Origin of the sequence: Nitrosomonas oligotropha (assembly GCF_009833085.1) — a bacterium.
Taxonomy (GTDB): domain Bacteria; phylum Pseudomonadota; class Gammaproteobacteria; order Burkholderiales; family Nitrosomonadaceae; genus Nitrosomonas; species Nitrosomonas oligotropha.
Map to the genome: position 1 here is coordinate 1 of NZ_QRBZ01000011.1, position 22,044 is coordinate 22,044.

Annotated in this window: 20 protein-coding genes and 1 pseudogene; 11 read left to right on the top strand and 10 right to left on the bottom strand. The window is 48.3% G+C overall.

Translation table 11 applies throughout. The features are described from left to right. The 8 genes and pseudogenes from ABD07_RS15275 to hslU form a co-directional block, all read left to right on the top strand. Window positions 1-88, top strand: a pseudogene (locus ABD07_RS15275) (methane monooxygenase/ammonia monooxygenase subunit C); the annotation flags it as partial. 148 nt (window positions 89-236) lie between these two features. Next, a complete protein-coding gene (locus tag ABD07_RS04115) occupies window positions 237-674 on the top strand; it encodes a hypothetical protein (RefSeq protein WP_160817247.1) in 438 nt (145 codons plus the stop codon). A 71-nt stretch (window positions 675-745) separates the two neighbouring features. Continuing rightward, complete coding sequence (locus tag ABD07_RS04120) at window positions 746-1,267, top strand: GNAT family N-acetyltransferase (RefSeq protein WP_160817248.1); 522 nt, start codon at window positions 746-748, stop codon at window positions 1,265-1,267. A 20-nt stretch (window positions 1,268-1,287) separates the two neighbouring features. Then, window positions 1,288-2,115 (top strand): diaminopimelate epimerase, encoded by an 828-nt coding sequence (dapF, locus tag ABD07_RS04125; RefSeq protein ID WP_160817249.1) that lies wholly within the window; start codon window positions 1,288-1,290, stop codon window positions 2,113-2,115. 17 nt (window positions 2,116-2,132) lie between these two features. Continuing rightward, entirely contained in the window at window positions 2,133-2,840 is a 708-nt protein-coding gene (locus ABD07_RS04130) for a DUF484 family protein (protein ID WP_160817250.1), read from the top strand. Continuing rightward, complete coding sequence (gene xerC / locus ABD07_RS04135; RefSeq protein ID WP_160817320.1) at window positions 2,824-3,717, top strand: tyrosine recombinase XerC; 894 nt, start codon at window positions 2,824-2,826, stop codon at window positions 3,715-3,717. Before ABD07_RS04130 ends, xerC begins: the two co-directional genes overlap by 17 nt. Before the next feature lie 66 nt (window positions 3,718-3,783). Then, window positions 3,784-4,305 carry an ATP-dependent protease subunit HslV gene (hslV, locus tag ABD07_RS04140; RefSeq protein WP_160817251.1) on the top strand — a complete coding sequence of 174 codons (522 nt, stop codon included), beginning with the start codon at window positions 3,784-3,786 and terminating at the stop codon, window positions 4,303-4,305. A gap of 91 nt (window positions 4,306-4,396) precedes the next feature. After that, window positions 4,397-5,731 (top strand): ATP-dependent protease ATPase subunit HslU, encoded by a 1,335-nt coding sequence (hslU, locus tag ABD07_RS04145; RefSeq protein ID WP_132426390.1) that lies wholly within the window; start codon window positions 4,397-4,399, stop codon window positions 5,729-5,731. 9 nt (window positions 5,732-5,740) lie between these two features. Here hslU and ABD07_RS04150 read toward each other — a convergent pair whose 3' ends face one another. Then, window positions 5,741-6,427, bottom strand: a complete 687-nt coding sequence (locus ABD07_RS04150) for a laminin B domain-containing protein (protein WP_160817252.1) — start codon at window positions 6,425-6,427, stop codon at window positions 5,741-5,743. Between the two features lie 241 nt (window positions 6,428-6,668). On the opposite strand from ABD07_RS04150, the gene ABD07_RS04155 reads away from it, so the two are divergent. From ABD07_RS04155 to nudB, 3 genes are all read left to right on the top strand, one after another. Continuing rightward, window positions 6,669-6,986, top strand: a complete 318-nt coding sequence (locus ABD07_RS04155; RefSeq protein WP_160817253.1) for an FmdB family zinc ribbon protein — start codon at window positions 6,669-6,671, stop codon at window positions 6,984-6,986. Window positions 6,987-7,088: 102 nt separating this feature from the next. Further along, complete coding sequence (gene aspS / locus ABD07_RS04160; protein ID WP_160817254.1) at window positions 7,089-8,870, top strand: aspartate--tRNA ligase; 1,782 nt, start codon at window positions 7,089-7,091, stop codon at window positions 8,868-8,870. Window positions 8,871-8,891: 21 nt separating this feature from the next. Beyond that, window positions 8,892-9,335 carry a dihydroneopterin triphosphate diphosphatase gene (nudB, locus tag ABD07_RS04165; protein WP_160817255.1) on the top strand — a complete coding sequence of 148 codons (444 nt, stop codon included), beginning with the start codon at window positions 8,892-8,894 and terminating at the stop codon, window positions 9,333-9,335. Between the two features lie 7 nt (window positions 9,336-9,342). On the opposite strand, the gene ABD07_RS04170 is transcribed toward nudB, so the two are convergent. From ABD07_RS04170 to ABD07_RS04205, 9 genes are all read right to left on the bottom strand, one after another. Continuing rightward, entirely contained in the window at window positions 9,343-10,164 is an 822-nt protein-coding gene (locus ABD07_RS04170) for a SulP family inorganic anion transporter (protein WP_275689482.1), read from the bottom strand. 53 nt (window positions 10,165-10,217) lie between these two features. Further along, window positions 10,218-10,610: a SulP family inorganic anion transporter gene (locus ABD07_RS15160; protein WP_275689483.1), complete on the bottom strand. Its 393-nt coding sequence runs from the start codon at window positions 10,608-10,610 to the stop codon at window positions 10,218-10,220. Between the two features lie 241 nt (window positions 10,611-10,851). Beyond that, window positions 10,852-11,085 (bottom strand): hypothetical protein, encoded by a 234-nt coding sequence (locus ABD07_RS04175; protein ID WP_160817256.1) that lies wholly within the window; start codon window positions 11,083-11,085, stop codon window positions 10,852-10,854. A 301-nt stretch (window positions 11,086-11,386) separates the two neighbouring features. Continuing rightward, on the bottom strand, window positions 11,387-12,436 hold the full coding sequence (locus ABD07_RS04180; protein WP_160817257.1) for a carboxysome shell carbonic anhydrase domain-containg protein: 1,050 nt from the start codon (window positions 12,434-12,436) through the stop codon (window positions 11,387-11,389). A gap of 46 nt (window positions 12,437-12,482) precedes the next feature. After that, window positions 12,483-13,988 (bottom strand): complex I subunit 4 family protein, encoded by a 1,506-nt coding sequence (locus ABD07_RS04185; RefSeq protein WP_108697786.1) that lies wholly within the window; start codon window positions 13,986-13,988, stop codon window positions 12,483-12,485. A gap of 1 nt (window position 13,989) precedes the next feature. After that, window positions 13,990-15,579, bottom strand: coding sequence for a complex I subunit 4 family protein (locus ABD07_RS04190; protein WP_160817258.1), 1,590 nt, complete (start codon window positions 15,577-15,579; stop codon window positions 13,990-13,992). 7 nt (window positions 15,580-15,586) lie between these two features. Next, complete coding sequence (locus tag ABD07_RS04195) at window positions 15,587-17,155, bottom strand: NADH-quinone oxidoreductase subunit 5 family protein (RefSeq protein ID WP_160817259.1); 1,569 nt, start codon at window positions 17,153-17,155, stop codon at window positions 15,587-15,589. A 1-nt stretch (window position 17,156) separates the two neighbouring features. Further along, a complete protein-coding gene (locus tag ABD07_RS04200) occupies window positions 17,157-20,429 on the bottom strand; it encodes a DUF2309 domain-containing protein (RefSeq protein ID WP_160817260.1) in 3,273 nt (1,090 codons plus the stop codon). 9 nt (window positions 20,430-20,438) lie between these two features. After that, window positions 20,439-21,911, bottom strand: a complete 1,473-nt coding sequence (locus ABD07_RS04205) for a complex I subunit 4 family protein (protein WP_160817261.1) — start codon at window positions 21,909-21,911, stop codon at window positions 20,439-20,441. Window positions 21,912-22,044: the final 133 nt, after the last annotated feature.

Below are 22,044 nucleotides of genomic sequence, written 5' to 3' on the forward strand. Positions count from 1 at the left end.
ACAAATCATCACCCGTTACTCCAACCTGACCGATGTGATCTGGAATGGTCAAAGCAAAGAAATTCTGAACAACCGGATCGTTCCTTGATCCATTCTCTGTTACTGTAAACTAAACCCGCTGCCTAAACTCTGGCAGTGGGTTTAGTTCTGTCCATAGTCATCTTTACTCATTTCACGCTGATAAATCTTCCGGTGAGTTTGAATAATTTCATGCGGCATATCTGTATTCTTACATCATGGAAGATTTGACAACCGCCATTCAACAGTGGATCTCGACCGAAACATTGATCGCGCTTTCGATCGCTTCAATCATTGGCTTCATTGGTTCTCTCATCGCCATTCCATGGATTCTGATCCGGTTGCCGAGTGATTACTTCGATCTGCGCGTTCCCCGTCACTGGATGAGAGCGCATCACCCCGTGTTGAGGGTGATTGGATTAATCATCAAAAATATTGTCGGCGTAGTTTTTCTGATTGCGGGTATCTTAATGCTGTTTTTGCCCGGGCAAGGGATATTGACGATGCTGATCGGTATTTCTTTCATGGATATTCCATACAAGCGTGAGCTTGAAGTCCGGATTGTCGGGCAACCCGCGGTATTTAACGCCATCAATGCCTTGCGCCATAAATTCAATAAACCGCCACTCACACTGGCTGTATCTTCCAAAAGGTAAAATATTTAGGGATACTTAGGCCGTCCGATAGCCTGTTCATTACGCTGTAAGCACTGCATTAAACGTTTGAAATGAGAATTGACAAGAATTACGAGCAACCCGGGATATTGCCCTTGACGGCAGGGGATGCGGATGCCATTTCAACATTGGCTGAGGCGATCTGGCGGCATCACTATGCTCATATTATTTCATTGGAACAAATCGAATATATGCTGCAGCAGCGGTATCAGCCGGAATTGATCAAGAATCAACTGTTGAATCCGGCTATTTGGTGGCGCAAGCTGATTTTGAATGAGGCGATTATCGGTTTCTCATGTTGCATGCTTACAAATAAGCCGGGTGAGCTTAAAATAGACAAACTCTATATCCATCATGACCATCACCGTCAGGGTTACGGTGCGATGCTGGTTAACAATGCGATTCAAATCATGCGGGAAAATAATCTGCAATCGTTGATTCTGACCGTCAACAAAGATAACCGCACCGCGATTTCGGCGTACCGGCATTATGGATTTGAAATTACAGGTGATAGTATTGTCGATATCGGCAATGGTTTTGTTATGAATGATTATTTGATGACCTGGAAAAATTAAACCGCTTGGCGGACTGAACGATGAAACTGAAATTCACCAAAATGCAGGGCCTGGGTAACGACTTTGTCGTTCTGGATGGCATCAATCAGACCATAGCGCTCGACCGGGAGCAAATCCGCAAATTGGCGGATCGCCATTTCGGCATCGGTTGCGATCAGATATTGCTGGTTGAAAAAGCCGAAGGTCAGGCAGATTTCCGCTATCGCATCTTCAACGCCGATGGCGGAGAAGTGGAGCAATGCGGCAACGGTGCGCGCTGCTTCGTGCGCTATGTGCATGATCATGGCCTGACACAAAAAAATGAAATTCGCATCGAAACCCTCAGTGGCGTAATATCGCCACACTTGGAAGTCAACGGCAATGTGACCGTCAACATGGGAAAACCCATTTTTGAACCGGAAGCAATCCCTTTCGCCGCTGAGAAACGTGCTTTAACTTACCCGCTTGAATTACAAGGCCAACCGGTTACAATCAGTGCGGTGTCGATGGGCAATCCGCATGCCGTGCGTGTGGTGCCGGATGTGGACAATGCGCCGGTCGATACGGAAGGCGCGCTGATCGAATCGCATCCCCGTTTTCCCAAACGGGTGAATGTCGGTTATCTGCAAGTCATGGATCGCACCCATATCAAGCTGCGTGTTTTTGAGCGTGGCGCGGGTGAAACGCTGGCGTGCGGAACGGGTGCTTGTGCCGCGGTTGTTGCGGGTATCAATCTGGGACTGTTGGATCGTCGGGTTAAAGTCAGCACACGCGGGGGTGAATTGACGATCAGCTGGCAGGGGAATGACGAACCGGTCTGGATGACCGGTCCTGCCGTCACCGTATTTGAAGGCGAAATAAATTTGTAATCAATCAAGGAATTATGATGAAACCGGAAGAAATCGCGCAGTATTTGCAGGAACATCCGCAATTCTTCAATGAATACGCTGACTTACTGGCGGATATTCAAATTTCCCATCCGCAGGATGATAAAGTCATTTCATTGAATGAACGGCAAATCTTGTCATTGCGGGAAAGAAATCGCGTATTGCAGGATAAATTGCTGGAGTTGATCAGCTTTGGCGAAGAGAACGATGCCATCGGTGAAAAAATGCACCGCTTGGCCATTTCAATGCTCTCCGTTTCCAGCTTGGACGAGCTTTTTAATGCGCTGTATTTCAGCCTGAAAGAAGATTTTGCCGTTCCGCTGGTGGCCATACGGTTGTGGAATATTGCCAATAGCGCCGCACCGGCCGTTGAATTTACGCCGGTCAGCGACGATATGCGCACCATCGCGGAAAGTCTGCCGCAGCCGTATTGCGGTAATCACGTGGCGGACGAAATCAAGCAATGGTTTGGCGAGGGTGCCGAACACCTGCATTCATTTGCGATGATTCCGATGAAAACAACGCAAACCATCGGTTTGCTGGTCCTCGGCAGCCCCGATGCCGAACGGTTTTACCCAGAAATGGGCACGTTGCATTTAAAGCGGCTGGGTGAGCTGGTGTGTACGACGATAACCCGTTATGACCACGCCGAAGCCGTTGGCGCTATCGCATCTCAAGATCACGCCGCCCATGAGCAGCAAACCTGAGTCACTGGCCGCTGCATTTATTCATCACCTCACGCATGAGCGGCGATTGTCGCCGCTGACCGCCAGCAGTTATGCCAGGGATATTCGTCTATTACTCAGTCATCTGAATCAAGATGACTTGGCGCAGGTGCAATCGCCGAATATCCGCCAAGTTATTGCGCAACTGCATGGCAAGGGCTTGTCGGGCAGAAGTCTGGCGCGCATGTTATCGGCCTGGCGCAGCTTTTACCGCTATTTGATCCGAAGTCACGGTTATCAGCATAATCCCTGCATTGGCTTGCGGGTTCCCAAGTCACCGCAAAAATTACCCAATGCGCTGTCTCCCGATGAAACTGTCCGGCTGCTGACATTTTCCGCCGATCATATCTTGGCGGTGCGCGATAGTGCGATGTTCGAATTGTTTTATTCCTCCGGTCTGAGATTGGCGGAATTGGCGCAACTTAAGCTGGCGGCTATAGATTTTGCCGAAGGAACGGTCAAAGTGCGCGGTAAAGGCGGGAAGGAGCGCATTGTTCCCGTCGGTGATTTTGCCCTGCAAGCATTAAAAGCATGGCTTGTGCAACGCGCGCAGATCGTCAAACCGGGTGTAACCGCGCTTTTCTTATCGCAGCATGGCGATGCGATCAGTACCCGCACCATCAGTCATCGCCTCAAGGGTAGGGCCAGGCAGCAAGGAATAAACCAGAACGTGCATCCGCATATTTTGCGGCACTCCTTTGCTTCTCATTTATTGCAATCCAGCGGCGATCTGCGCGCCGTGCAGGAAATGCTGGGGCATGCGCATATCACCTCTACACAGGTTTACACCCATCTCGATTTTCAACATCTGACCAAAGTTTACGATACGGCGCATCCGCGCGCAAAAAAACGGAATTGACTTCTACCGGAATCAGCCCGGTTTTATACGTTATAATGCGATTTTGTAACGAATTAAACGAATTCCATGACAACAATTGTTTCAGTAAGGCACGGACGGCAAGTGGCCCTCGGAGGAGATGGCCAGGTGACGTTGGGTGCGGTAGTGGCCAAATCCAGCGCGCGTAAAGTGCGCAGACTCTATCACGACAAAATTCTGGCGGGATTTGCCGGCGGCACTGCGGATGCGTTCACATTGTTTGAGCGCTTTGAAGGCAAATTGGAAGCGCATCATGGACATATCATGCGTGCCGCGGTTGAGCTCGCCAAGGATTGGCGCACCGACCGGATTTTACGCCGGTTAGAAGCCATGCTGGTGGTTGCCAACGAAGATGCTACACTGATTGTAACCGGTGCCGGCGATATTATTGAGCCGGAGCTGGGAATTGCCGCCATAGGAAGCGGTGGGTCCTATGCGTTGGCAGCAGCGCGCGCGCTTTTGGAAAATACCGATTTACCGTCGAAGGATATTGTGAAAAAAGCCCTCACCATCGCGGGCGATATCTGCATTTATACCAACCAGGATCATATTATCGAGACCATTGATTGATATCCGGTAATCGCGCGATACCGTTGTAAGAATTCGCACCTGAACGGTATTTGAATACTCTATTGACACACCTATCACAGAATTTAAAACCATGTCGCAAATGACCCCGCAGGAAATTGTCCATGAGCTGGACAAACATATTATCGGCCAGGATGCAGCCAAGCGTGCCGTGGCCATTGCCTTGAGAAACCGCTGGCGCAGGCAGCAGGTTGCCGATCCGCTGCGGCAGGAAATCACGCCGAAAAATATTCTAATGATCGGTCCGACCGGGGTCGGCAAAACCGAGATTGCGCGGCGTCTGGCAAAGCTCGCAAATGCACCTTTTATCAAAATTGAAGCGACCAAATTTACCGAAGTCGGCTATGTCGGGCGCGATGTCGATTCGATCATCCGCGATCTGGCGGAAACCGCTGTTAAGGAGTCGCGCGAAAATGAAACCCGCAAAAAGCAGCCGCTGGCTGAAGACCGGGCGGAAGACCGTATCCTTGATGCTTTATTGCCCGTTGCCAGGGATTTCGATGTGCACCACACGATCACCGAAGACCGGGATAGCACGACACGGCAGAAATTCCGCAAGAAATTACGCGAAGGTGAGCTGGACGATAAAGAGATTGAGATTGAAGTAGCCGCGCCGCGCGCCAACATGGAAATCTTCGCGCCGCCGGGAATGGAAGACTTGACCTCGCAAATTCAAGGCATGTTCCAGAATATGACCGGGGAACGCAAGAAAACCCGGAAATTGACAATCCGTGAAGCGAGGAAAATTCTTCTCGAAGAAGAAGCGGCTAAAATGGTGAACGACGAAGAGTTGAAGCTGACAGCGATCCAGAATGTGGAACAGAACGGCATTGTGTTTCTCGATGAAATAGACAAAATTGCCAGCCGGGCAGGGCATACCGGCGGCGATGTTTCCCGCCAGGGGGTGCAACGCGATTTGCTGCCTCTGGTTGAAGGTACAACCGTTTCGACCAAATACGGCATGATTAAAACCGACCATATCCTGTTTGTGGCCAGCGGCGCATTTCATATGTCCAAACCTTCCGATTTGATCCCGGAGTTGCAAGGGCGTTTTCCGATTCGCGTTGAGTTGACCAGTCTGAGCGTCAGTGATTTTGAGCAGATACTCACCAATACCGATGCCTGTCTGACCCGTCAATACGAAGCACTCTTAGCCACGGAAGGGGTTAAATTGCAATTCGGCGATGATGCAATCAAACGCTTGGCTGAAATTGCCTTTTCAGTGAATAGCAAAACGGAAAACATCGGCGCCAGACGGTTGCATACGGTGATGGAAAAGCTGCTGGAAGATATCTCATACGATGCACCAAAACACAGCGGAAAGACGATTGTGATCGATGCAGCGTATGTTGATCAGCGCCTTAAAGACTTATCGCAAAGCGAAGACTTGGCGCGCTACGTGTTGTAATTACTATGCTTATCGTGTTTTTCTGCGGTATGCCATAAAACCGAGCAACCCGAATCCGGCGAGCAACATGCTGTAGATTTCGGGCTCGGGTACCGGTGATAGCAGACTGACATTATCCAGCGCAATGACTTCCATCACCGGTGTAAAGTGCTCGGCATTGATCCAAAGCGCGTTCAGGTTGGAAAGCACAGCGAGCAATTGCGCATCGGTGGCAAAAGCGCCGGAAAAAGTATCGGCAACCCGCCAAGTACCGGCCACGAGCGCGGCATCGAAATGCGTCCAAGCGGCTGGCAAGCTGTTGGTGGCTTCATAAACCAGCGTCAGCCCGGCACCTTTTAAGACAATCTCGGCTTCATTGGCGTAACTTGTTCCCGCAACCACGTACCGGCTATCGAATTGAAGGTTGCCGCCAAAAGCAGCGCTTTGATCGCCGAGGAATTTGCCGGGAGCGCTAAAATATGTCCATTGCGAATCAGGATCGGCGAGCGTAATGGATCCTGCGGGTACGCCATCCGCACTATGCGTGGGCGTTAAACCGCCGGTGATGATCGACCAGCCAGAAGAACCGTCCGTTGTGAGTCCGCTCCAGCCGTCGGCATCGCTGTCGAAAGTGCTGGATACGAGCGAACTGGCGGCAATCGTGGAATAACTCAGAATAGTGAAGCAGCATGCAACAGAAATGGCAGAGCGGATCATGAATATTCTCCTTGAGTAGGGTTTTGAAGCTGGAAGTGTTTAAACACTGTAGTGAATATAGTTTGAATTCTCTTGTTTTGTCAAATAGATAAAGTCATCATTGTAGAATCGGCTTGGACAATTGCTTTGACTCTGCTGTATGTTGAGAAGTACGAATACCGGGGCAGCAGGGATGCCTATCCAACAGGAACGGTTAAGGTATAATACCCGGTTTCTCAATATTGGATTGTTGGAGGTCTCTATGCCTATTTATGAATATCTATGCAATTCATGCGGTGCCGAGAAAGAACATTTGCAAAAAATTAACGATGCACCCATTGCGGTTTGTCCTGTCTGTGGTAGCAGCAATTATGTGAAACGTATTTCCGCGGCTGGATTTCAGTTAAAAGGAAGCGGCTGGTATGTCACTGACTTTAAGAATAATAAAACACAGAAAACGGAATCCAAAGCCAGCGCCAGCGCCAGCGCAAAAGACAATACACAACCTGCGGCATCTGCCGCTGCGGATTCACCGGCAACGACCGAAAGCAGTTCCGCTCCCACGGCAGCTGCAGATTAACGGATCCGCAATATCCGAATACAATGCGATATATGTACTTGGCTACTGCCGGTAATACCGAAAAAATCACTCATCTCATCACTCTGACTACTGAATAGAATTATGCGTACAAACTACTGTGGCGCCATTAACACCGGATATCTTGGTCAAACCGTAACTCTTTTTGGCTGGGTGCACCGGCGCAGGGATCATGGTGGTGTGATCTTTATTGATTTGCGCGATCGTGAAGGATTGGTACAGATCGTATGCGATCCGGATAACGTGGAAACATTCCAGGTTGCAGAAAAAATTCGCAATGAATATGTGCTGAAAATTACCGGTAAAGTGAGAAAACGCCCCGAAGGAACGATCAATACCGCGTTGGTCAGCGGTGAAATTGAAATTCTGGTGGCCTCCATTGAGGTATTGAATCCGTCACTGACGCCGCCGTTCCTGATGGATGATGACAATATCAGTGAAGCGGTGCGGCTGGAACATCGTTATCTGGATTTGCGCCGTCCGGCGATGCAATCGAATCTGCGCCTGCGGCATAGAGTGGCGATGGCGGTGCGTGTGTTTTTGGATCAACATGGATTTCTCGACATCGAAACGCCGATGCTGACCAAATCCACACCGGAAGGGGCGCGGGATTATCTGGTGCCGTCACGGGTGAATGCCGGTCACTTCTTTGCTTTGCCGCAGTCACCGCAATTGTTCAAGCAGCTTCTGATGGTATCCGGGTTCGACCGGTATTATCAGATCACGCGCTGTTTCCGCGATGAAGATTTACGCGCAGACCGGCAACCCGAATTCACGCAAATCGATATTGAAACCTCGTTTCTGTCGGCGGATGAAATCATGTCGCTGATGGAAGAAATGATTCGCGGTTTGTTCAAAACCGTGAGCAATGTCGATTTGCCGGATCCTTTCCCGCGCCTGACTTATGCCGATGCCATGCACAAATACGGTTCGGACAAACCCGATTTGCGTGTCCCGCTGGAATTCACCGAATTAACCGACATTATGAAAGATGTGCCGTTCAAGGTATTCCGTGAAGCCGCGGAAAAACCCGATGGCCGTGTTGCGGCGCTATGCGTGCCCAGGGGCGGGGAATTGTCACGCAAGGAAATCGACGATTACACCAGCTTTGTCGCGATTTACGGCGCCAAAGGTTTAGCGTACATCAAAGTCAATAACCTGGCCGACGGCGTGGAAGGATTGCAATCGCCGATTTTGAAATTCCTACCGGAAGAAACGATTAAAACCATTCTGGCGCGCACCCGGGCACAGAATGGCGATTTGATTTTCTTCGGCGCAGACAAAACCAAAGTCGTCAACGAATCGCTGGGTGCGCTGCGCATCAAGATCGGACATCAGCACGGACACGCTGAATCCGGCTGGAAACCGCTATGGGTTGTCGATTTTCCGATGTTTGAACGGGACGAGGAAGAAAATCGCTGGCAAGCATTGCACCATCCGTTTACATCCCCGGCTGACGGGCACGAGGACTTGCTCGAAACCGATCCGGGTAAAGCGCTTTCCAAAGCTTACGATATGGTGCTGAATGGCTCCGAAATCGGCGGCGGATCGGTGCGGATACATCGCCAGGAAGTGCAATCCAAGGTGTTCCGCGCACTCAATATTTCCGAGCAGGAAGCGCAGGAAAAATTCGGTTTCTTGCTGGAAGCGCTGCAATACGGCGCGCCGCCGCACGGTGGGATTGCATTTGGCCTGGATCGTATTCTGACGATGATGACCGGTTCGGAATCGATCCGGGACGTGATCGCGTTCCCTAAAACGCAGCGTGCGCAGTGCTTGTTAACGCATGCGCCCAGCACCGTGGATGAAAAACAATTGCGGGAATTGAACATCCGTCTGCGGCAGGTTGAAACCAAGCCCAGTTAACGGGCAACCGGATGTTGGCTGATGTACAAAATACCGGTTTCTGTGTTAGTGGTGATTCATACCGCCGATTTGCAGGTTTTATTGCTGGAGCGCGCCGATCACCCCGGCTACTGGCAATCGGTGACTGGAAGCCAGGATTCTGGTGAAACACTGATACAGACAGCAACACGGGAAGTTTTTGAAGAAACCGGTTTGAACGTTGCCGATTATGCGCTGACTGATTGGCAAACTGAAAATCGCTATGAAATTTACGAAGAGTGGCGCTGGCGCTATGGACCGGATGTCCGGTTCAATACCGAGCATGTGTTTGGGTTACGCTTACCCGGCATTGTGCCCGTCCGGATTGCCGCCCGAGAACATTTAAACTTCATGTGGCTGCCATGGCAACAAGCAGCCAGTAAGGTTTTTTCAAGCAGCAACGCGGAAGCTATTCTCAAACTGCCGGAGCATTCGCAACCCGGATGAAAATTCGCTAATTTGCGCCGCCTTTGTCGGCAAATCGTTCCAAATATTTTTTGATAATGGTTCTGATTTTAAGATCATCAACATGACGCAGCACAATCAGATTGATGACGCCATGCATTGCCAGCGCCAGCAGCAAGCCTTCAAAAATGCCGAGCCGGTAGACCAGCAACGCGCACACTATCGCTAGTAATAATGCATATTGTCCTTGATGCGCCACGTGCCATAATCCCAGGATCATTTTCCAGCCGGTAAAAATCATGATCACGGCCAGGGAAAATTTGGGCATGTATTCGAGATACTGGGTGTTCAGTGCGAAGAATAAAACCACCAATCCGATCACTAATACCGAGAATTTAGTATAAGCGCCAGCGAGTTTGTTAGTCGTGCTTTTGGCCAGACCGTCCAGATTGGTCATGCCGCCAAAAAAACTGGCGCTCATGTTGGCGATCCAGATAGCCAGTAAACTATTATTGGTATTGCATTTGCGCTGTAACGGGTCGATTTTCTGAATGGCGGCGTTACTCATGACTTGTTCAATGACATCAATCGTAGCTAGCATCGCGGCAAAACCGATGACATACAACCAAATCAATGGACTATCAAAGTGTGGCAGCGGTAGCGATAAAACAATCGGCACATCTTCGACATGCAGCATCGGCATAGCCATTAGCTGTGCCAGCAATGCACCGGCAATCATCAAGAAAAAATACGGAATGGCCGGTTGAGTTGCCTGGAATTTTGCAAATAAATATAAGAACGCGGCAAACCCCGCTGACGATATTAAAACCATCTGAATGCGCGCACCATTCCAGAATACTTCAGTGATCATGCTTTCCGGTATTTCATAAGTCATTGTGAGAAAGTTGAGCGCGATTTTCAAACCTACGCAGCCAGCAGTCCTTCCACCAGATATTCGGGCACAGCCAATAGAATGTATTTTTGTAGATTGAATTTCCAGATGACCGCTTGCATGAAGGCCGTCAGAAAAATAACAAACGCCATATTTTCCATACCAAAGCTTGTTACGCCCAGTGCAAGAACCGGCGCGAGCCCAGCAGCAACGCCGGGAGCTCCGATATAGTTTCCTGGCCTGATCCAGGCATTGATCCAACCGATGAAGCAGGCGCAAACGACAGTTGCTAATGCAACTTTGATGGGATAGTCAGACATCAACGCAATACCTGCGGATAAGGGAATTGCCATTGCGCCGGTAATGATCCCGGCTTGCAGATCGCGTGTAAGAAATTTGGCTTGGAATGCTGCGGAATTATGCATGTACCGTTAACCAGGTAACTGATTCTTGTGAGAACTTAAATGGTATGAGCATCACATCACTGTTGATTATTAAATCAATACGGAATCGGGCGGCGATCACGTATGTCTATTTTAAAGTGTTGAATGTGAAAATATTGCAGGAAAATAATTCCTGCATGTGTAGTTATAAGATTTTTACTGTTTGATTTTCGTAATCGTATGCTACTGCACGAAATGTGTTTTTATATCAAACATAATAGAGTTATTTGAGGCTTACTTCTTGAGGTTCGTCGTTATTATGCAATACATCCGCTTCGCTACTTGCTTGAATCTCGGATTCAACGCTTCCCGGCTCGATTACAGATACATCTCGCAGTGTTGAATCGCTGCCAGCCTGATCTTTATTATCATCACTTTCTATGTTGTTCTCGTTTGTTTTATTCTCTTCATCGTTTTTAGAACTGAAAAGACTTGTCAACCAATCAGATAAACCCATAGCACTTCTCCTTTTGTTGGAACAGCGATAAATTGTAAATCTAAGGGATATATGCACATAACATTGATTTTTGTAATCTAAGCTATGACGAAAAAATAAGTAGTTATCTCCTATCTAAAATTGATCAAATTGCGGTAATACATAAAAGAAATGGCCAAAACAAATTAGTTTATGAAACTAATCTGTAATGACCATTTATTATAGGAGTAATCATATTTTTGTTTTTTAGACAATCCAGCATGCTTATCTGCGAGTGGCATTGAGAAGCGCGCATCGGGTAATTACTCATTGTTATCCCGCTTTACCCAACCCTTTCAATGACCTCAAACTTCCTGGTATTTAAATCGGTACACCCAGACAGTATTTGCAAATGCGGCGCTAAATCCGGAACTTTATCCTTGATGATATTGAGTGCAAATTTACCGAGAAACGTTGCTTTTTCTTTCGATAAAAGATATTCAGGACCAGCTTCATCTCGATATACTCCGGAAGTCATCAGTACAACGCCATCCGGATTAATTCGACCTTCATCAATATTGTTTTTCAGTAATTTTGCTGCAGTTTCAATCGCAACAGAAAGATTCGGATCAAAAGGACCAACGATAAACGCTGTATTAATTACATGCAGCCAGTCAAATCCACGCCCAACGCCGATTACCCATTCTTTGTGTTCAGCTTCTTCGATGGGCCGATTGGTAGAGCGGATTTCAGCAATATGCCGGATATTTCCCCGCACCAGCGGCATCAAGTCCCGGATAACCCTTTCAGGCATCGTGGGGTAGAGTGAACGCAGCATTTCTTCAAGCTCGAGTTGCGATGATTCTTTCGCATTGGCTAAATCAACTGAGCGGCCGTCTTCTCCATGAAGAACCAGAGCATCCAAGTCGGTCTCAATGCCGCAAACGATAGGTACTACCGCACCATTTTTGCCATAGACTGACTGAAACTGGGTTTTTAGCTTAACGGCTGCCGCTTTTGCAGCTTCCGTATCGTAATGGAATCCCCGGCAACCACGGTGAGTATCGCCGCGTGCAAAGTGATAGGTCACAAAAACCAAACAGTGCCTGCCACGGCTGATGGAATAGTCTACCCATTGATCAATCGCTGCTTGAAAGAATGGCCAGCCTAAATCAAAAATACCACCCAAGTTACGGAATGGTTGAATGATCCCAAGCGCAGTCTGTGTCATGACCGGTAGATGCAATCGGCCATCCATACATTTTAGCGCGGCTATTTCGGTAGGATGCTCTCCGCGGTATCTGCGGCGTTCTGTGGCCAAATCCATGAAAGCTTGCGAATGTCTTGTATTTAAATCGAGTAAATAATCGATTCCAGTATTCGAATTGTTCATCATTCTCCTAAAAAAATTTAGCATATTATGAATTATGAGTTTATAACTAGTGGGTTGTTAAGGTTAATCGAGAGAGCCATTCTTCTGAAGCGATTTGATTTATATTAAGAATGTAATCAGGATAAAAACCTAGCGCTAATATTAGCAGTGCGGGAATGAGTAGTAAAATCATTTCGCGTGATTGCAGATCAACCACTTGCTTTACATCTTGGTGGGTGATCGGCCCCAAGAAAGTCCGGCGTATATAGGAGAGCATATAAGCGGCGCCCAGTATCGCACCGGATAGTGCAGCAACGCCTAAAACGGAATGCGCACTGATGGCGCCCATGATCATCAGCAATTCGGCCGGGAAACCGCTGGTGCCGGGTACACCGATACTGGCTAATGTAAATAAAAAGAAAAAAGCCGTCAGTTTTGGCATAACTTTAGCAAGCCCGCCCAAATGAATGGCTTCGGTGCTGCCGAGCCGATGTTGAATAAAACCGGCAATAAGCATCAGTGAGCTGGCCACCAAAGTAAAATTCAACAGTTGAAAGATTGCACCCTGGAATCCTTGTATGTTGAGCGACGCGATCCCCACCATAACTAATCCGACGTGACTGACACTGGCATAGGCAAGCAAGCGGCGTAAATTTGTTTGCTGCAGCGCGATCAAAGCACCATAGATGAGCGTAAAAGCGCCTACCACGCTCAAAATCCAGCTATATTCCATCGCGGCAGTGGGCGCTAACGGCATCGCAAAACGTAAAATGCCATAAATACCTAATTTTAGCCCGACGAGAATGGCGACAATATGCGTCGGTCCTTCGGTGGCCACTGTGGGTAACCAGGTGTGCAGCGGAACCAGCGGGGATTTGACAGCGAAACCGAAGAGTAATAATAGAAAGACAAGTTCCTGCAACTCATGCGGTAATGTCGTATTCAATAAAACAGGCAGACTGAAAGACAAATCATTGGGTATTTGCCCTCCCGATTGAATCGCATGGTTTGTCGCCAATACGATAATCGCAAGTAACAAAGTGACACCGCCGGAGAGCATAAACAATGTGTATTTCATGGCTGCGCTACGCCGTTGCGAACCTATACCCCATAAGCCGATCAAGAAAAAGAACGGCGGTAATGTCAGTTCCCAAAAGAGGAAAAACAGCACCGTATCGAGCGCGCAAAATATGCCGATACTGACGCCTTCGAGCGCGAGTAATAACGAGAAATGAAAGCGCGAGGAATGGGAAATCGTATTCCATGAGGCCAGCATCGTGATCAAAGTCAGCAATGCCGTCATCGGGAGAAATAATACCGAGATACCATCAACGCCAATCAAATATTCAATATTTAAAATTGAAATCCAAGAGTAGCGTTCAACTAACTGAAACTCACCTTTACTAGCGTCAAATAAAATGAGAACACAGATCGTCAGAAGTAGCGATAATACAGCGACAAAAAAGGCGACTTGCTTCGAGAAATCGATATTGCGTATTGATCCAGCTAATATAGCCCCCAATAAGGGGACAATCATCGTAAGGCTGAGCAGCGGGAAATCAGCTTCAATCATTCTAATTATCCTTTGTAATAATATACTGTGTAGTCAATAACTTGTCAGTATTATGCGCATCGATGTTGTTATGCGAGTTGCTGCCAGTAGTGTGAATGTTCTGATCGATGATATCCAGCCAGGGCGATGAATTAAGTCCGGTAGCAATGAGCGAACCGCAGATTGCAATAGTTATAATCCATTCGTTCCTGGGAGATGGCGGAGAGCTGGCGTGATGAATATTCACGAAAGGTCCTTGGAAGCGCTTTGGCGCAGCAATGAATATTTGCTGGAAAGCACGTAACAGCAAACCGACCGTCAAAACGTTACCGAATAGAATTGCGATGGCGATGAGCCATCCCTGACCTTGGATAGTGCCATCGATTAATAAGTGGATGCCATCGAAACCGGGAGTCCCCGGCATTCCCATCGTACTCAAGGCGCAGATCACAAACAAAACGGCAATGGCTGAATTGGTGTCAAACATACCGCCCAGGCGTGGAATGAATGCTGTATGCGTGCGTTTGTATATCATGCCGAGACTCAGCAATATGCCAGCTGTCGCCATACCGAACGATATCGCCAGAACGATACCGCCTTCCATGCCGTGTGTACTGAAATCAAATAAGCCGATGGTAATTAGGCCCGTTTGGCTGATGATGGCAAAAGCGATTAACCGGCGGAAGTTGATTTGCATGAACGCCAGCAATGCACCGTAAAAAATTCCGATCAAACCCAGCATCGTGACGAACCATGCCCACTGTTCGGCAACTTCAGGCAACAGGGGAATCAAATAGCGTACGATGGCATAAATACCGAGTTTCAGGCTGACTAGAAAAATGCCGACACTCGCGATGGTTCCATGTTCAGCGACGACCGGCAACCATGCATGAAATGGAAACAATGGCATGCGAATGGCAAAACCGAATAGCAATAAGAAAAAAATCAGCGTCGGATATTCATGCGTGACGTTGCTTTCCTTCAGAACTAGCCAATCGAACGATAAAACATCGGTGGTTAACATGATGCCGAATCCAAGCATCACGAAACCGGCTAAAGCCATCAATAATCCGCTGCTAAAGTGCTGCAGCACTAATGCGACAACCCAGCGCCGGTTCTGACTGGATCCCGATCGTAATGTCATCAAGACAATAGGGATCATTTCAAGAAAACACCATAACCAGAACTGCATGGCATTCAGTGCCGCAAAAGCGCCGATGAGAATGGCTTCATAACCCAATAGTGAAGCAATATGAGTCTTGTCTGACACATGCCGCGCCGTGAGGGTATAAATGAGTGTCAGCAGTGCCAGAGTGGTTGTCAGCAGTATGAATAAAATATTAGTGCCATCGACGCCGACAGTATAGGTTACGCCTAAACCCTGATAGCGCTCATAAAGTTGTATACCCGCCAGATCCGCATTAAAAATGGATAACAGATATACGCTCAGCAAGAATGTCGACACCGTTCCGGCAAAACCGAGACGCAAGGCGGCAACGGGCGAAGATGTCAAGATTACCGCGACCATCGCCGCCAAAGGTATGAGCGTCAGTACTGATAAAATTGGAAATGAAACTGTTTCCGACCAATTAGTAATATGTGTAATATCCATCGAAACCTCAAATTGAAGCAGCAATCATTAAGACAATGAATACAAATAGGACCAAATAGCGCGGTTTGAGAATAAGTTGTTCAAAAGTATTCGCAATTTGTCCAAGTTTCCTGCCAATATCGACTGTATCCATACCAATACCACGCAAAACCAGGCGATCTTCAAACCAGCTCATGATATTTGCTATCCATTCAAAGAATTTACCGACTATGCCGCTGCCACGGACAAATTCAATGTGTATGCCATCGCGGATATCTTTATCCATGTTTTTTTCCAATTGCGTTAGCGATGAAATGGTGTAGTTTGAAGAAACGGGAGCACCCATGGCCCGATCGATGATGTTTTTATCGAATCGATCCAAGTCATGCCCCAAACCGTAAATAGGCCGGACCAATGTCCTGTCCGCAATTGGGTCAAGCCAGAAACGCTGCAATGAGGCGATATACAACCAGCGCTTATCGGCGATTGCGGATGCTACCGGCTTCATCGGATTGCCGTAGACATAGCGTAATAAGGAAGGTGCTGTTAATACCTGATAATTTCTCACCATGGCATGGGCGCAGAGGTGCCAGCTTGCCAATTCCCACAATCCCAGCCCGCACTCCAGGAACATGAGACCGAGTTGCCCCGAAATGGCAAAGCATAATGAGCTTTTGGTGTCTGTTTGTGTTAATCCGACAATAATGCTATACACAGCCGTGAAAAATCCAATGACTACCAGCACGGCCATGGTTAGCGGTGCGAGCTCAATAATCGGACGAAGCAAGATCACTAAGAAAATGCCTGCGTGTATCATGACAGCGCCATAAAACACTGCACTTGAAGGCGTGGGCCCTTCCATTGCTCTTGCTAACCAGGGTGTGAATGGGAGTTGCGCCGATTTGGCAATGGCGGCAACCACAAAACATAAGCTGATTACGGTCGCGGTAGGCGTAGGGAGGTTTGTAGCGATTTCATTCAGACTGAGCCAATTGGTTGTGCCGGCATAATAAAAGGAAAGCGCAATCCCCAGGATAAAGCCGGCGTCACCGATCCGGTTGGTGACGAATACCCGGGTGGCGTTGATGGCGGCTGTGGGGCGATCGTAGGCGAAAGATATCAATAAATAGGAGCATAACCCGGCGATCTCCCAGCCGATAAAAGTACTGATCGCGTTACCCGATAAAATCAGCAGTAACATTCCCGACGAGAACAGGCATAAAACGAAAAAGAACCGGTGAAAGCCAGACTCCGCGTGAATGTAATTGATTGAAAAGCGGGCTATGATGACCAAAATAATTGAAAATAGGGCGGCTACAATGACACTAAAACCGGTAGTGATGAAGTTGAGTTCAACCACAAAATTTCCGCTATCGAGCCATTTTCCTAGCGTAATGTAGTTCGGGTTTATTCCATACAAATCAGTGCCGAATAAGCCTAGCGCGATCAAACATGACAATGTTATGGCATTTTTAGCCACATTGGCGCTGATGGGTTCATCTTTCTTTCCATTGATACGGTTGAATAAAATACCGAAACCGATGATTGCCGCAGCAATGAGTGGCAGTAGCGGTATTAAGAAGACCAGATAATCCATGTCAAGCTCCTGTCACATGAGGTTGCTTAATTAAAACGGGGGGCAATGGCACATTGATATCCTGATAATATGCAACAGATGATTCATACACAGGCACGTGCTTTTTCTCTGGCTGCCAAGGAACAAATCCAACGCCGCGCTCAAATACTGAAATTTCAGCCGTATCGGGATCGATTGCACTAAGCAAAATCCAACCGCCACCCACCAGCTCACGAATACTGGCCTGACGTTCATAAATCTGTCCCAGTATTTCGGTTTTGGCTTCAACCAGCACCTGTAACCGTAACGGTTCATGAATTTCGATCATCTGCTTGGTTAATCCGGTGCGTAAATCGCTGCTCGTGCCTTCGAGTACACCGAACATGCCGGTAATGTTATGTGTGACTTTGGAACCGGAACCGAAATAATCGTTATTGACCGTGGAAAAGTAATATTCCAGGTTAATACCGGCGCCCACCGGGCCGACCGCTAGCAATAGGTTTTCCAGCAACTTACCGTCGGCATCCTGCGTGGGATCGTATGAAATGAGAAAAACACGCCGGTCCAGGAACGTTCCTTGCGATACGGATCGCCGTCCGACAATGGCCGCGGCGATCGTGGCATGATTGAATTCCGGAAATGCTTGAGAAAAATCATTGGCCCGTAAAACCACGTGCTCCTTGCCAACTTCTGGAGAGCGGGGATTATTGGCCGAAACAAAGCGGCGGCAGCGTTCGTGTGCCGTAGCTTTACTCGCTTTGATCAGATCATTCCTGAATGCTTCAAAAGCGGGTAATGCGCTTGGTGGAATATCCTCAAGATCGTACCAATAGTATTCGTCGCTACAGGTGTCGTGTTCGGCGCCGACAAACCAGGTGTCATCGGGAATGTGAATGCCGCGTTCGGCGAGTAATTTTCTAACTTCCGGACGATTCGCCATGGCGGCAAAAAGCCGCGCATTCGGTCCACCGCGCTTGCCGCTACAGGCGCCGCAGTTGTAACCAAACTCATGCGGATTATTGAGGTTGGTGGATCCATGGCCGGTTAAGCAAACAATTGGGGCAAAACCGTACGATAAGCCGGTTGTGCGCATGAAAACCGTTAGCCGGTCGGCTTGCTCCGTATCGGTAAAGCCTAACCGGGGCTGATCCGGGGTTGCGGGTGTGTCCGAAGCGGGCGCCTTGAACATCAGCTCGGTCGGGACTTTCTTTTCAATGCTTTGCCGTATTGAAGTATTCAGCGCTAAAAAATACTTAGGCAAAAATACCCGGCCTAATAAACCGGTAAACACAACCGGCGCCAATGCATCAATGACTGCATGCGAGAAAATAAGGCTGCGCCGCAGCGACTGATTCATCAAATAAGCCAGCTTTTTATAGAAGCGATACCCTTTGAAATGTTCTTGCAGTACCGGCTCCGCGCCTTTTCGCGGCACTTCATTGACATCATTGGCCGGCCGCACGACCACAGGGCATTGCATCTTAGTTTCAATGTCGTCAATCCCTTTATAATTCATGGGTACACCGAAAAATCCTGCTGCGCCGATCGTCTCGATAGCGGGATTGATTTCTTCCAGTTGACGGCGCAGGCTTTCCTCGCGGTCATCCATGCAGGTGACGATTTGCGCTTGCGCCCGCTGGGTACGTTTGGCCCAGCGTCCGCGGCCGGTATTGGCGCGCAAAGTTTGAAAAAAATCTTCCCGGTAATGATATTCGTAAGCATATAGCCATATTTTGCTGCGCTCGGGTGCGCTAAATTCGTCGAGAACCTTTAGCAATTGCAGCAGATCGCTTTTTTGCATGCCATCGATATCCGTAGCGGTGAGTCCCAGATGCTGGGACAAGCGGAAGAGCCGCCAGCCGCTGTTAAAAGCCGCATGCTCAAAATCATTTTTTACCAACGGGCTGAACTGCCAAGTCCAGGCTAAATCAGCCAATGATTGCCATTCTTCCCGTCTTTCGCGTTCGGAACCGGCGCGCATGATCAAATCCTTGGCAAGATTGGTCAGATATTCCGGTAAATGACCATCATACAATTGCTTCCTGACCATGAACTCGGATAAATTTCTGCGAAAATAATAGCCGATCGTTCCCAGCTTGGCCTCAATCTTCCAGGTGTCTTTACACGCCTGATTGAGCCATAATCGATCCAATGTCAGACGGATAGCCAGATAATCCGCCAAATGCAATCTGGCATCATTTTCGGTATGGTAATCTGGATTATGCTGACGCCAATTGATCATTCCCGACCAGCCCGGCAGCTCAAGCGCCAGCTGTTGTATATAGCTTTCCCATTTTTCTTGCGGAATTTCCAGGTTGGTTAACTGCAGAATAATGCAGTCGACCGGATCTTCCGGTGTTTCATCGACAATACTTTGCCAGTCGGGCAGATCATGCAGAAACGGGTTGACATCGAAATGGGCTGTCGACCGCCAGGCGGCATACAAGCCTAATTTGCTGCGCTCGGGTAATTGCCAGGCAGCGACGCCTTCATCGAGCGCCGAGGCGCAGATCCGGATGATCTGCGGCCGGATGGAATACAGAATGTCAACACCGCTTAATGCCAGAACAAAGCTGCGCAATGTAATTTTGTCACCGATCTGTGCCAGCATGTCATTGAGCTCGGCTTCGGCATCCATTCTCATTTTCTGGTGCACTGGAATGCCTTCACCGTCGGCCAGTGTTACTGTGATTTTTTCCAGCCACTCTTTTGCCTGTTCCTCCGAGAGATCCAGCATGTTTTCCGGATGCAAGTCGGTGAGCTCAATGCCGAGTTTGCTCAGAATGCTTTCCCAGAGATGTTTAACGACGACACTGGGATCGGAAATGCAACTGAGCATCCGTGCGCGGGCTTCTTTGGAGACATCCGGTTGAATGGTATGCAACACATTCAGCTCTTCGATCTGCCAGTTCAATTGACTGATCGACAGAGTCGGCAGCTCGTGCAGTAAGGCAACTTGATAAATATCCCTGCGCCGGATTGTCAGATCGTTGGCATGAAATACAACCTGCTCGGACTGCAGGCTTTTGCTATGCTCGAACGCAGCGGAAAGATCGGCATCGGTAATCCGTCCTTGCTGATATAGTTCGCGGTTTTTGGAATCCGGCAGATAACCATAAACACCGGTCAATTTTTCATACTCTGCCAAGCCTTCTTCAAACGGGAGGTGTTGAAAGCCATGAATCGTGTTGTGATGCACAAATTTATGCAGCGGACGTTGCCCTGGAAGAATGTGATCCAGATGATTAATGGTTTCAATTACATGGCTACGTAAATCATGAGATTCGTTTGTCATATCAATATCCTATTGAATACTTTGCATGATGGTGCCATTCATTTGGTTCATGGTCGCCATTGAAAGGTCAATCAAAGGCGCTGGCCACAAACCGAACATGACGATTAATACAACCAAGAAGCCGGCCGCAATGAGCTCGTATAGCTTTAAATCCTCGATATTACGCATCTGAGGTTTTACGGGACCGGTGAACAACATGCCGATGGTGCGCATGGCATAGGCTGTTCCGATCATGATGCTGACCCCGAGCAGGATCATCAGATTGCCCCATTGCTGGAAGCCACCCACAATGGCATGCAGCTCGGCAATGAAGCCGACGGTGCCCGGCAATCCCATGGCCGCAAATAATGTGATCGTCATGAACAAAGCGAAGCGCGGCATGACTCTTACCAAGGAGCTGTAGTCCAGAATATTGCGCGTATGAGTGCGTTCGTACAGCAAACCGACCAGCAAGAACATTGCTCCCGCCACCAGGCCATGCGCGGTCATCTGTAAAACAGCGCCAATCAGCCCCGTTTTATTCATGGTGGCAATATCGAGCAGAATGATCCCCATATGACTGACCGAAGAATATGCCACCATCGCTTTCATATCCGTTTGCCGCCACGCCAGAACACCGCCATAAATCATTCCGATCAACGCCAGGGCTATTAAGAGTGTTTGCAGCATTTGCGTGGCTTCCGGCAGCATGACAATCACTCTTATCATGCCGTAAGCGCCCATTTTGAGAAGAATGCCGGATAGCAGGATACTGACCGGACTCGGCGCTTCAACGTGTGCCAGCGGCAACCAGCCGTGTAATGGGAAAATGGGCATCTTTACGCCAAAGCCGATTAGAAAGCCGATTAAAACCCAGATTTGCTCGTCCCTCGGCATGCTCTGCGCAGCAACTGTCATCGCAGACATCAGAGTGCCGCCATGCGGCGGCATGTATTGACTGATCGCCAGCAAGCTGATCAGCATGAAAATTGAGCCGCCCATTGTATAGAGCACAAAATTTAAACTGGCGATGTGGCGGCGTTTGCCTCCCCAGCGATCGATCAGCAGAAACAGCGGCGCTAAGGTCAACTCCCAGAAAATATAGAATAATGACCAATCTTGCGACAGGAAGACACCCAGCATGCCAAGTTCCAGCAGCAAGATACTGACGTAGTAGCTTTTGATATTACGCGCAATATTGAAAGAGGCGAGTAGCGCAATTACAGTGAGCAATGCGGCCAATACCACCATGGGCAGTGATAATCCATCGACGCCTAATGCAAGTGCAGTATTAAGTTTAGGATTGAAAACAAAATACTCATAGAACTGTATTTGGCCATCCGATCGATCGTAATTAAGAACCAGCCAGAAACTCAAGAGAAACGCCAGGAGCGCAGTTAGATTAACGGTGAAACGGATTTGGTTTGTGTTCTTACTCGGAATTAACGCAAGTATCAGAATACCTAATACTGGTGTTAGAAGTAATGTACTGAGTATTCCCATCGAACGATTTATCCTTTTATTATAAGATTAAGTTTTTATTAGAAATATTTATACATAATTCAACATGTTAGTTTTAAATTTTTAAGTGAACCGAAATCTGAAGAAGGGATCGGACCCAAATTGCTTCGATGTC